The sequence below is a fragment of the Faecalibacterium prausnitzii genome (assembly GCF_003287495.1).
In the GTDB taxonomy this organism is placed as follows: Bacteria; Bacillota; Clostridia; order Oscillospirales; family Ruminococcaceae; genus Faecalibacterium; species Faecalibacterium prausnitzii_I.
On the sequence record NZ_PRLE01000002.1, the window covers coordinates 245,480 to 258,064 of the forward strand.

The following is a 12,585-nucleotide window of genomic DNA, read 5'->3' on the forward strand; positions in this document are numbered from 1 at the left end:
AACAAAATATGCACAAAATCAAAGAGTTTGTAATTCTTGATAGAACATTTCCCAGATCACTGTAAAATCTCTGAAGATGAGGAGGATGCAGGGATGTATTTCAACTCAGGATATTTGAACAACTCCCGTTTGGATTTCAAAGACTACTCAAAGCCGCTGGTCGTAGGCAGCTGCGGCACTTATCGCTTGAAAAAACGCCCTAAGCTCCCTACTTTTTGGGCAAAGGGTCGCAGAGACTATCAAATTCTCTATGTGGCATCTGGGAAAGCACACTTCTGGTTCGATGGTGTTGAGGAAGTGGTGACTTCTGGACACATGGTGCTTTATCAGCCGAAAGAAATCCAGAAGTATGTCTACTATGTAGAAGATCATCCAGAGGTGTTCTGGATTCACTTTACAGGATATGATGTCAAAAACGTCCTGAACTATCACGGAATCCCCTTGGACAAGCACGTTTTTTACAGCGGCACACTGCCGGATTACAAAATGCTGTTCCGAAAGATCATCCGGGAACTGCAACAATGTGAATATGGCTATGAAGACTATATTGCTTCTCTCTTCAACATCATTCTGCTTTTAGTAAGCAGGCAACAGCAGGAAAGCGAGAAAACAACTACAAGCATCCCCGAAGAAATCGAAACCGCCGTTGCCTACTTTAACGAGAATTATAATACAAAGGTCAGTGTGGACGATTACGCAGAATCGCTGCATATCAGTACGAACTGGTTTATCCGTAATTTTAAGCAGTACATGAAAATAAGCCCTGCACAATACATCCTGTCCCTTCGGATGGTAAACGCACAAAGCTTATTGGAGAACACCGAATACAATATTGGAGAAATTGCAGAGATCGTAGGGTATGATAACCCACTCTATTTTAGCCGGGTATTCAAGAAAGAGTATGGTGTCAGTCCGGCACAGTACCGAAAGAATCTGGAAGAATCTACTGAAAAATGAGAAGAATTCCTTATAAATAAGGAGAGTAGAACCATGCCGATAAAAAATGCGATCCACAGCCAACAAGTCTACGACCCAACGGATGAATCCATCATGGCAGAAACGTAGTGGCGGTAGGAAACCCGTGCCGTGTACTGTGCTCCATCAGCGAACACGACAAAGAGTATTTTGATCGGGATCGAAAAATCAACTGGGAAACATGATAACATCAGAGAGCCAACGGCTCCAAAGGAGAAGCTATGAGTTACGCAATCGTATACAGCAGCAAAACAGGCAACACAAAATTATTGGCAGACACGCTGCACAACTGCCTGCCGCAGGAGGACTGCTGCTATTTCGGCATCCCGAACCCTGCCGCCATGGAAGCGGACACCCTTTATGTGGGCTTCTGGACGGACAAGGGAAAAGCGGATGAAAGCTCTTCGGACTTTTTGAAGCAGCTGCGGGGAAAGCAGGTGTTTTTGTTTGGCACCGCTGGTTTTGGCGGCAGCGAAGAATATTTTAACAAGATCCTGAAAGCCGTGCAGAAAGATCTGCACAGCAGCAACACGGTGATCGGCAGCTTCATGTGTCAGGGAAAGATGCCGATGTCGGTACGCCAGCGATATGAGAACATGAAAAAACAGCCGCTTCATCTGCCCAATCTGGACGCCATGATCGAGAATTTCGACAAGGCTCTTTCTCACCCGGATGCGGATGATCTGGAGCGGCTGAAACAGGCTGTGAAGTGATTTTGATTTTATGGATGCGTTCATCGGTTTGAACTTTGATACACTCCGTATCCCTATAAGAGACATCTCTAAAATAACGGTACATCGAAAATCGAATACGGCACGATAGACGGCAGCGTTCTCATTTTCGCTTTTGCAAAATCAGAACGCCGCTTTTTTGTTCCATCATTTGTGTTATCACCAGAAAAGCGGAAAGTTCCTGTTCCGCAGCATTTTCTGGCTGTGGCACACCATATGTCTATGCCAACTTCGGGTTGACCTGCGTGGATGATCCCCATATCCACATCGGGGAGCACACCATGATTGGCCCAAACTGTGTCTTTGCAACCGCAAACCACCCGGTCCTGCCAGAACTGCGGGAGAAAGCATCAACACGCTGTCATAAGCCCGAAGTTCCCCTGCGAACCAAACATTCCGATATAAAAAAGGACGCTGCCGCCTCTGGGTAAGAGGTTGCAGCGTCTTTTTGGTATCAGAGGGCGAATGATCTGTCAGACTAAACGGCTCCCAACGAATGCGATGCTTTTAGCTTGCGTCTTTCTGTTCGTCAAGAATGCGCCAGCCGTCCATCAGGTCTGAATTTTCCATAATAAAGGTGTGGGCAGTATCCTGTCCCCACGAGTTGTCGTATTTCAGCATCAGATAATCGCTCAACTCGGTTCGATTTTTGAACTTCAACAAGCGATACGGCTCCTGAAAAGCAACCTTTTCGACAAAATATACCGCATCCGATGTGGGAAGCATAACGCCGACATGACCAATCATAAGAGAATTGTCCGTTTCAGAGAATTGGTCGTGCAGGACTACGGAGACAAGACGAATCTTATCATCTTCCGCGAAAGAGAGGCCGCGTTTCTTCCATTCCTGCTGAATCGTTTTCAAATGGGTAGAAATATTGGTCGTATTGGTGGTTTTAACCGGAGCGAACAGTGCATCAAACTTTTGTCTTTCATCGCCGCAAAGGGATTCTGGGTCAGAATCCAGTGTTTCATAGTCCATAAACAGGGTGTCCTCGGCTGAGTCAAGGTCTGCCTTGCCCGTGACAGTGATAAAATCACCGAACAGCCCACAAGCAGTGATCCGACAGTTCCAGCCGGGGAAGGTATCGTATTTTTCTGTCCATGCGTCCTGCATGGAGTAGGGATCGTATTTCAGATCCAAAGGCTTGGCATTTTCAAACCCTGTGGTGAGCCATGCCGGGTCCACAGCATTGTTGAACTTTTGCACATGATCAAAGAAAGTCTGTATCCGCAGGTCGGATACGCCGGCATCCTGCAAAAGTTTGGAAAGAAGATCCTGTGTATCCGAATCTGCCAAATTGGAGTATTCGATCTGCTGAAGGACAGGCAGAGAAGTTTTTGGAGTGCAGCCCCCTGCCAGAAACACACCGCAAAAAAGTGCAGCGGTGCAGACAAGAAAAGTTCGACGTTTCAAAAATGGTCACCTCGTTGCGTTTTTCGGAAAATTTCTTTGAGTGCCGGAGTCTCCACCATAGGCGAAGATAGCAATGGTGGAGGTCTCGTAACGAATGGTATCACAGATAAACAAAAAAAATCAATGACTTCTGTCGTATTTGACCATATATAATGTTGCAGTATCCATATCCCATACGGCTAACGCCCATTGGGGGGAAAGACAATGCAGCAGTTTTCTGAACGATTTTCTTCATGTCGGACACAACAGGAGTATACCCAAGTTGGAATAAGAATTTTCCGTTTTTTTCCGAATGGAAGGTTCAAATCGCTTTCCAGATAGACGGAGGATACCAACTTACGAAGCGCGGAACGGCAATCCCATAGATTTCCCCATGCTGCAGTGGGAGTTTGAAGAAAAGCCTCGTCCACATTATAATAGGCCGTAATCGTGATGTGCGTGATGCTTTCCTTTGTATAAGATTTTTAGAGCCAGGAAGATCCATATGGCATCTTTTCCAGACCGATTTCACAGAGATAATGCTGCTCCTCAGAGATGGGTTTCTTCTTTTTCGTACATTTCCTCGCTTGTATAACGGCAGGCAGATGTTCTTCGGCGGGGCTTCTTCCAAGAAAAATCACTCGTGAAGATTGAAACGGGAGTTTTACGGTACGCAGTGCCAGCAAACAATGCAGACGTATATACATCTGCTTATTTTGCGTTGCAAAATACTTGTTGGGAACACCCAAACCCTTGAACTACATCCCGTGGATGCAGGCTGTTTTAAGCAAATAAAAAGGGAAAACTGTTTTACTTCTTGCGGAATTCTCCATATAGCCACTCTGCCAATGCCGACATAATAGCCTTATACTTGCTGGTGTCCTCAAACAGGGAAGAGAAGGTGTCCTGCGCTTCAAGATAGCTGTCCTGTGCGGCAGTGTCAAAGGCTTTGGGGAAGATGCTCTCGGTAAAGATCTGCGGGTCGGAGCTGCGCGCCAGCTTTGCCAGCTTCGGGTCGGCCAGCAGACGGTCATGCAGGGCGGTAAGTAGCACCCGGTCGGCATTGGTGAACTCACCCTTGAACTTCTCGTTGATCTTCAAAATGATCTCGTCCAGCGGCTCCTTGGGGTCGTGGCCGAGAGCGCCTTTCTGGGTGACCGGCTCGTAGACGCCTTTGGCGTGTTCCAGCTCGATGGCACCGGCAAAGGTCTTTTGCAGCTTGTAATACTCCAGCTGCAATTTGCCCTCCAGATCCAGCGGAGAGACCTCGTCCGGCGGCAGCAGCTTGAGCAGGTAAGCGCAGAATACGTTCTCCTTGTGCAGCTCTTCATCGAACATCCGCGCCACCTGTGAAACGTAGCCGTACCACTTGACAAGGCTGCGCAGCAGGCGGCGGAACTGGTACCGCTCGGCCTGCGTTTTCTGGTTGTAGCGGTCTGCCACCGGCTTCAAGACGCTGCTCATGCGGCCCACGGCGTTTTTATCCTGCTTGGTGCTGCGGAAATACTCCTTGGCAAAGGCTTCCACGTCTGCATCGGAATAGACCGCAAAGCTCCGCAGCTCCTTCTGGGTCTTGTAAATGAGGTCAGTGTTGGCCTCCTGCTCCAGAAAGGTCTCCTGATAAAACGGCTGGAAGGCCTCCCGGATGTCCTCTGCCTTGTTCACAAAATCCAGCACAAAGGTGTCGGTTTTGCCGGGACAGGTACGGTTCAGGCGGGAGAGGGTCTGCACCGCCTTGACGCCCTTTAACTTTTTGTCCACGATCATGGTGTGGAGCAGCGGTTCGTCAAAACCGGTCTGGTATTTTTCTGCTACGATGAGCACATTGAAGTTGTTGTGGAACTCCTTTTTGGTCTGGCTCTCCGCAATGTGGCTGCCGTCGGCGCGGACATTCAGGGACTGCTCCGTGTACTCCACGCCGCCGTCCGGTACGGCACCGGAAAATGCCGCTAAGATCTGCACATCGTTATAGCCCTGCTCCGCAATGTAGCGCTTGACCTCGTGGAAGTACCGCACCGCCGCCAGCCGGGAGGAGGTGACCACCATCATCTTGCCCCGTCCGCCGATCTTGTGGCTGGTGGTCTCCCGGAAGGTCTCTACAATGATCTTTGCCTTCTGGCTGATGTTGTAGGGGTGCAGCTCTTCATACTTGCGGATGAGCTTCGCCGCTCGGCTGGCGGGCAGGTCGGGGTTGTCCGGGATGGTCTTGGCGATCTTGAAGCAGGTGGAATAGGTCATGTAGTTTTGCAGCACATCCAGAATGAACCCTTCTTCAATGGCCTGCCGCATACTGTAAATGTGGAAAGGGTGGTGGCTGCCGTCCGGGTACTCGGTGCCGAACAGTTCCAGCGTGGCGGCTTTTGGGGTGGCGGTAAAGGCAAAGAAGGACAGGTTCTTGTGCCGTCCGTGGGAGGTCAACTCCTTCACCAGTGCATCCTCCGGGTCGATCTCGTCCTCCGCTTTGCCTTCCAGCTCGGCATATTCCCGCAGTGCGTCCTCGGTATCGGCAAGGGCGGCTTTCAGCTTCAAAGCAGAGGTGCCGGTCTGAGAGGAGTGCGCTTCGTCGATGATGACGGCATAGTTCTTCCCGGCGGTCTTGTTCACCTCGGTGTAGATGACCGGGAACTTTTGCAGCGTGGTGATGATGATGCGTGCGCCGTTGTTGATGGCATCCCGCAGGTCGCCGGAATTTTTGTCCTCGCCGATGGCCTCCACCGCACCCAGCGTATGGTCAAAGCCGGAGATGGTCTCCTGCAGCTGTGCGTCCAGCACGGTGCGGTCAGTCACCACGATGACACTGGCAAACACCGGCTTGTTCTCGGTGTTGAACAGGGAAGCCAGCCGGTACGCCGTCCATGCAATGGAGTTGGACTTGCCCGACCCGGCGCTGTGCTGGATGAGATAGTGCTGCCCGGCACCTTTCTGCCGCACATCTGCCACCAGCTTGCGCACCACGTCCAGCTGGTGATACCGGGGAAAGATCAGGGTCTTGCCGTCCTGCAGGCTCATAAACTTTTGCAGGATGTCCATCATGCTGTCTTTCTGGAACACTTCTTCCCAGAGGTAGGCGGTAAGGTAGCCGTTGGGGTTGGGCGGGTTGCCAGCGCCGCCGTCCCGCCCGGCACCGTTGGAACCCTGATTGAAGGGCAGAAAGCGGGTGTCCTTGCCTGCCAGCCGGGTGGCCATCCACACCTCGGTCAGGTCTACGCAAAAGTAGCCCAGAATGCGCTTATTGAACTGGAAACACACCTCCCGCGGGTCCCGGTCGTGCATCCACTGCTGCTTGGCGTTCTCCACGGTCTGCCCGGTGAACTGGTTCTTCAGCTCAAAAGCGAACACCGGGATGCCGTTTACTGCCAGCACCATGTCCACCGAGTTGTGGGTGGTGTCGGAGTAGAACCACTGCCGGTTGCAGGTAATCTCGTTTTGGGCGTAGCGCTGGGCGTCCTTCTGGTTCAGCGCGGACTCCGGCTGAAAATAGCACACCCGGAACCGCCGTCCCCGGTGCTTGAACCCATACCGCAGCACCGAGAGCAGTCCGTCCGCATCGCAGGCATTGTTAAAGGCCGTGCAGAACTTCCGCACCGGGTTTACCGGGTTCTGCTTTTCAAAAAATGCCCACTCGTTGGGCTGGGTCTTTTGCACAAAGCGGATCAGGGTATCCACAAACAGCCCCAGCTTGGGGTCGTAGCAATCCCCGTTGCGGGTGTAGCCCCCGGCAGGGGAGAGCAGCGCCGCTGCAATGTCCGATTCAAACTGCTTTTCGGTGGTGTTGAGGGGCATGGTTAGACCTCCTTTTGAATTATGAAAACATATCAGAAATTCTTTTGACGTCAGCTATGGCGGTGTTTTGTATCTGTTTGGATAAGTCAGAATCTAGGATGGAATTGGAGTAATCTTGATATATGAAATCAAGACACGGGGAAGAATGAATCTTTTGATAATATGTTTTAAAATCCACTTTATTGGCGATGGTTTCGCTGTCGTATAAATGATAAAAAAGCGATGCATATAGAGATTTTACAAATAAATTTTTGAAAAAAGGTGACTGTTCAAAATAAGGAGAGAAAAATGTTACATAATTTCGCACAACGCGACTACGAATATAAGGAACAAGGTTATATGTGACTGCAATCAGAGAAATATGTAGGGCCTGTAAAGTGTCTTGAAGAAGAGCGAAAACAGCTTTTTGGGCTAAGGGCGTATTGCTTCCGTCTAACGGACTGCCGTAATGATTGAAGTAATTAGTGACTTTTGTTTCGAATGAGTCAGATGGATTGTCGTTATCAGAAAACACGATGAAACGTTTCGCTTCATCGTGTATCATGGCATCAAGCTCAGAAAAATTTTTGACAGAAAAAAGTTGGTCAGCTGTAATACTGTCTTTGAAAAAGGATAAGAGGGCCTTTTCACCTGATTCTTTTGGAATAGGCTGTTCTAGACCAAAACATGTAATAGGAAGTAAAATGAACTCCGAGGAAAAATTCTCTAGAATGTTTAAATCATCATAGTAAGAAGAAAGAATTTCTTTTTTCAATAGATTGTAAACTGAATCTGAAATAGAATTCTTTATTGTTTCAGAGAATTTGGCTAGAGGATCATCAACAATATGAATACTTCCTAAAGTTGAAAAGGGATAGTGCTCGTTATAATCTATATCTAAATATGTGCCTCCGGCTAAGAAGTAAGCATTAGAGCCGGTAGGAATATATTGAAGAAATAATTTTACATAGTTTCGTTTTCTGTACCAGAAAAGACCTATTTCATCCATTACATACTGAAAATCATTGGAATGAACAATATCTTTTAATCCTTGCAAAAGTTCTTTGTATTCTAATTGAACTTCATGCATTTTGTCAGATAGATATTCGTTACTCAAACTTTTTCACCTCACTTAGTAACTGAGTGGGAATAGAAAGCTCATTATTAAGTAACATCAGTATTTTATTCATGGTACGAACGCAGTCCTTCCAAACAGAGGGAAGTTTTTGCTCATTATCGCTATCTAGAACGAGATGAAACTGATGTGCTGGATTATCACACTTTAGCAATGAACTTTCCCGGATAGCACCCCATAGTCCATGTTCAAAGGAAGAATCATAGTCATAGAATAGACCGTATAGTTCCTCTTCTCCAACGTCTTTAGCTTTTAGACGGATGTTTTGTTTGTCAAAGTAAGATGTATCCATATCAATGAATTCTTCATCACAGTATTCATTGACAAGGCACTGCAATAACACATAATTGACGTGACCATCTTTAAAGGAGCAAGGATTAGAGCGTTCACGCTCCATGACAAGTTTATACAGCCCAATGCCGTAATATTGGTATTCGTCCCAAATAGTTGGCTTTTCTTTTTCATGCTTTAGAAGATACTTCATTATAATGTAATCTTCGATGATGTTTCTAATAATACTCCGGCCAGAGATTTCGTTATATAATTGATGCTCAATGAGTTCAGAGATGCGTTTATATGCATAAGTGGCAATTCCACACAAGACTATATTTCGAGTGTTTAAAGGCTCTAAGGTGGATGTGATTTGGTCTAGGTATTCAAAAATTTCATGAAGATAATTTAAATATACTTCTGGGTTTTTTGCTAAGGGGCTAGAGATATAATAGGGTCAACCAAGAAAAATCACGATAACTAAAGGGTTTTAACGGCTCGACTCGTTCAACAAAAGTATTTATTTGCTGACAGGCTGCGGAGATGCTAAAATCCAGAAGTTATAGGTGGGAGGTTTTGGCGCAGCTCTGTTTTGACCCACAAAATGAGCAGCAAGTAAAAAATCAAGGAGAACGAATCGAGCCTACGGTGGATTGCCATTGAGTGATCCGCCGTGGGCTTGTTTGCTGTTAAAAGAAAATTGAAAAAAACATTCTAAAGTTAGATGAGTAGATAAAGGGGTACTGGGAGGAAGCAAACCTATGGCGGAGAAAAAGAAAATACTGTACATAGTCGAAGCTATGGGCGGAGGCGTATTTACTTACATTGTAGATTTAGCAAATGAACTGGTAAATAAATATGATATGTACATTGCGTATGCAGTAAGAAAGCAGACACCGAAAAATTATAAGGACTATTTTGACAAAAGAATTCATCTGATTGAAGTAAAGAATTTTGGAAGAGCAATCAATCCAACAAAGGATATTGCTGCGTTCTTTGAGGTAAAGAAAATTGCGGCAGAGGTAAAACCAGATGTGATTCATCTACACAGCAGCAAAGCAGGGGCGATTGGTCGAGTTGCATTTGATGGAAAAATTCCGATGTTCTATACGCCGCATGGATATAGCTTTTTAATGGAGAATTGTAATCCTACAAAACGCAGAGTTTTTAAGTTGATTGAGTCAGTTTGTGCCAAAAGAAACTGTACTACAATTAGCTGCAGTGTAGGTGAGCATCAGGAAACCTTAAAGCTTACCAAGAATGCTGCTTATGTGAATAATGGCATCAATATGAAAGAACTTCAAGAGATTGTTAACCAGACAGAAAAAGTAGCGCATCCGTTTACCGTTTTTACCCTCGGAAGAATTTGCTACCAGAAAAATCCAACATTATTCAACACGATTGCAGAATTGTTGCCGGATGTCAGATTTGTCTGGATTGGAGATGGTGAGCTGCGGGAGGAACTGAAAAATAAAAATATCGAAATTTCAGGATGGGTGGATAGGACAACTGCGATTAAGTATGCAGTCAATGCAGATGTATTTCTTCTCCCAAGCAGATGGGAGGGACTTCCAATTTCGTTGTTGGAGTCTATGTATATGAGAAAAGTCTGTGTTGTCAGCAACGTAATTGGCAACAGAGATGTGATTCATAATGGCGAAAATGGTTTTGTATGCTCGAAAATCGAAGATTATATAAGTGCAATTAAGGGCGCACAGAATGAGCAGGGGTATTTGAAAGAGCGAGCATATCAAGATATTGTTGGAGTGTATAATACGAAAGTTATGGCAAAGCAGTATAGTAGTATCTATCAAAATGCAATGCTTAATAAATAATGGGGGAAAACGTGTGAATAGATATTTGATTGTGCCTGGATGCTCCGATTTGAATCGAGGAGATCAAGCATTGGTATGGGAAACAAAGAGGATTGCAGAGGAATGTGGTTTTACAGGGAAATTTTATCTTACATCTGAACAGAATGAACCTGTAATTCAAAGCGAGACCAAAGGACTTGAAATAGTATATCCTATACTGGAGCATCCATCTAGAAAATTCAAAAGCAAAGAGAATATTAAGTATACAAGAACATTGAAGATTAAATGGGGGCTTGTTGCACTTTTTGATTTGCTGAATAGTTTTCTGATTCTAGCCAATCCAACAAGAAAAATAGTAAAAAAGTTTTCAAGTGAAGAAAAAACAAGGGCAATTGAAATCATGGAACAGACGGATGCTGTTTTTATGAAAGGTGGTGGACTGTTACAAACATACGGAGGATTGGCATCGACATATAGTATGTATTTTTGGGTGTATCCATTGCTGCTTGCTCACAAACTCGGAAAACCTGTCTATATTATGCCAAATTCTTTTGGACCATTTGAAGGGCCGTTTGTAAAGGAAATAGCAAAATTAGCATTAAGAAAGTGCAAGGTAGTTACAACGAGAGAAACCTTCTCGCAAAAAATGCTTGAAGATCAATTGGGAATATCGGTAGAAAATCATGCTGATTTGGCATTTGAACTACCTAAATCAAATATTGATAGAAATGCGCTCTACAGGAAATTTGATTTGCCAGATGATAGAAAAATTGTCGCATTAACAATGCGTCCATATCGTTTTCCACATTCGCCCAACCCGGAAAAGGCTTACTTGAATTTTAAACACGAAATGGCAGAATTCATAGATTGGATATATGAAAATGGCTACATGCCTGTTATTGTGGAACATACACTTGCAGTAAATGCACATGAAAATGATGGTGCATGTATTCGAGATGTTGTGGCGATGCTCGACAAAAATAGGTATCGAATTATTTCGGATTCAACATATAACTGCGAAGATCTAAAATGTATCTATAGCTTTTTTCAGTATATTGTAGGAACGCGATTTCACTCAATGATTTTTTCGTTTGGTTCTAATGTTCCAGGCATTGCAATTTCGTATACGGGAAATAAATCAACGGGAATTATGCATGATATGGAACTGGATGATTATGTCATGGATATTAACGATGTAACGGCAGAAAGCCTGAAAAGAAAGTTTACAATGCTAGTAAAAAATGAAAAAGATGTAAGGCAAAAAATACTCAATTATAGAAAATTTGCAGTAGAGTCACGTGTTGAGCTAAAAGAAAAAATGAAGAGTGAGAAAGGAATTTTATGAAATTGGTGTTTGCACACGACCACAAATTGCGGTTGATTGATGGAAAGTATTATACGGTGGGGGGACTTAGAGATTCTATAACAGATCGTTATATGGAATACTTTGATTCTTTGACGATTTTTTGTAGAGCAATTGAAAAGCAACCATATGATACGCAACTTTTTGAATTGAAAAATCCCAAAATTAAAGTGAAACCAGTATCAAACGGCTCTTTAATATTGTCTCAAAGTGCTTTGAGAATGATGGAAGAGGAAATAAAAAATGCAGATGCTTTGATAGTGAAATTACATAGTAAAATTGCAGAATATGCAATAAAGTATGCTAGAAAATATAAAATTCCATATCTTGTAGAAGTTGTAGGCTGTCCGTGGGATGCATATTGGAATCATAGCATAAAGGGAAAAATCGTTGCACCAATGATGACTCTTTCTACAAAAAAAGAAGTGAAAAGGGCACCATATGCTGTTTATGTAACGAAAGAATTTTTGGAAAAAAGGTATCCTTGTGATGGAAAATGGATAGATTGTTCGGATGTTGAACTGCAAAGCGTGGATGAGACAGTTCTTTCAAGAAGATTGGAAAAAATTCAAAGAATGGGGGAACAATTGACCCTTGGAACATTGGCACAAGTTGATGTTAGATATAAGGGGCAAGAATATGTAATACATGCAATTGCAGAACTGAAAAAAAGGGGGAAAATTGTTAAATATAAATTGGCTGGAAGCGGCAGTAATCAATACCTTCATGATATAGCGAAGAAATATGGAGTAGATAACCAAGTGGAATTTTGCGGCGTTTTGTCGCACGATCAAGTTTTTGGCTGGCTAGATGACATAGACTTTTATATACAGCCTAGCAAACAGGAAGGACTTCCGCGCTCGATGGTAGAGGCAATAAGTAGGGCTTGTCCCTCAGCTGGTTCAACGGCTGGTGGAATGCGCGAACTGGTTAGCAGTGATTACATTTTCCATAAAGCAAATGTCAATGAGATAGTGAATCTTATTGATGGCCTGACAAAAGAGAAATTAACTCAAGAAGCGTGTAGAAATTTTAAGACAGCTCAAAATTATAAAAAAGAAGTATTAGATGCTAAACGTAGAACTTTCTATAAAAATTTTGCGGAAAGATGTTGGCAGCATAAGCAGGGAGAGGTTTAAG

The 12,585-nt window shown here is 44.5% G+C and carries 9 protein-coding genes; 5 read left to right on the plus strand and 4 right to left on the minus strand.

What is annotated here, in order from left to right; genetic code table 11:
- Window positions 1-93 precede the first annotated feature (93 nt).
- Together C4N22_RS04660 and bilS are read left to right on the plus strand one after the other, a co-directional pair.
- Window positions 94-957, plus strand: coding sequence for a helix-turn-helix domain-containing protein (locus tag C4N22_RS04660; protein ID WP_112148149.1), 864 nt, complete (start codon window positions 94-96; stop codon window positions 955-957).
- Window positions 958-1,196: 239 nt separating this feature from the next.
- Window positions 1,197-1,688, plus strand: coding sequence for a flavodoxin family protein BilS (gene bilS / locus C4N22_RS04670; protein ID WP_112148150.1), 492 nt, complete (start codon window positions 1,197-1,199; stop codon window positions 1,686-1,688).
- Window positions 1,689-2,213: 525 nt separating this feature from the next.
- Here bilS and C4N22_RS04680 read toward each other — a convergent pair.
- The 4 genes from C4N22_RS04680 to C4N22_RS04695 all read right to left on the minus strand — a co-directional run bounded on the left by C4N22_RS04680 (window position 2,214) and on the right by C4N22_RS04695 (window position 8,599).
- Window positions 2,214-3,122 carry a DUF4300 family protein gene (locus tag C4N22_RS04680; protein ID WP_242980948.1) on the minus strand — a complete coding sequence of 303 codons (909 nt, stop codon included), beginning with the start codon at window positions 3,120-3,122 and terminating at the stop codon, window positions 2,214-2,216.
- Between the two features lie 789 nt (window positions 3,123-3,911).
- Window positions 3,912-6,884 carry a type I restriction endonuclease subunit R gene (locus C4N22_RS04685; protein WP_112148151.1) on the minus strand — a complete coding sequence of 991 codons (2,973 nt, stop codon included), beginning with the start codon at window positions 6,882-6,884 and terminating at the stop codon, window positions 3,912-3,914.
- A gap of 19 nt (window positions 6,885-6,903) precedes the next feature.
- Entirely contained in the window at window positions 6,904-7,980 is a 1,077-nt protein-coding gene (locus C4N22_RS04690; protein ID WP_112148152.1) for a hypothetical protein, read from the minus strand.
- Window positions 7,973-8,599 carry a DUF5677 domain-containing protein gene (locus C4N22_RS04695; protein ID WP_112148153.1) on the minus strand — a complete coding sequence of 209 codons (627 nt, stop codon included), beginning with the start codon at window positions 8,597-8,599 and terminating at the stop codon, window positions 7,973-7,975. The genes C4N22_RS04690 and C4N22_RS04695 overlap by 8 nt, the downstream gene beginning before the upstream one ends.
- Before the next feature lie 430 nt (window positions 8,600-9,029).
- Here C4N22_RS04695 and C4N22_RS04700 point away from each other — a divergent pair, with 430 nt between their 5' ends.
- Genes C4N22_RS04700 through C4N22_RS04710 form a run of 3 tightly spaced genes read left to right on the plus strand, consistent with a single transcriptional unit; the run spans window position 9,030 to window position 12,584 of the window.
- Window positions 9,030-10,103 carry a glycosyltransferase gene (locus C4N22_RS04700; protein WP_112148154.1) on the plus strand — a complete coding sequence of 358 codons (1,074 nt, stop codon included), beginning with the start codon at window positions 9,030-9,032 and terminating at the stop codon, window positions 10,101-10,103.
- A gap of 13 nt (window positions 10,104-10,116) precedes the next feature.
- Complete coding sequence (locus C4N22_RS04705) at window positions 10,117-11,427, plus strand: polysaccharide pyruvyl transferase family protein (RefSeq protein WP_181567165.1); 1,311 nt, start codon at window positions 10,117-10,119, stop codon at window positions 11,425-11,427.
- The gene (locus C4N22_RS04710) at window positions 11,424-12,584 is read left to right on the plus strand and encodes a glycosyltransferase family 4 protein (RefSeq protein ID WP_112148156.1); all 1,161 of its coding nucleotides are present in this window, start codon (window positions 11,424-11,426) and stop codon (window positions 12,582-12,584) included. Before C4N22_RS04705 ends, C4N22_RS04710 begins: the two co-directional genes overlap by 4 nt.
- The last annotated feature ends 1 nt before the right edge of the window (window position 12,585 follow it).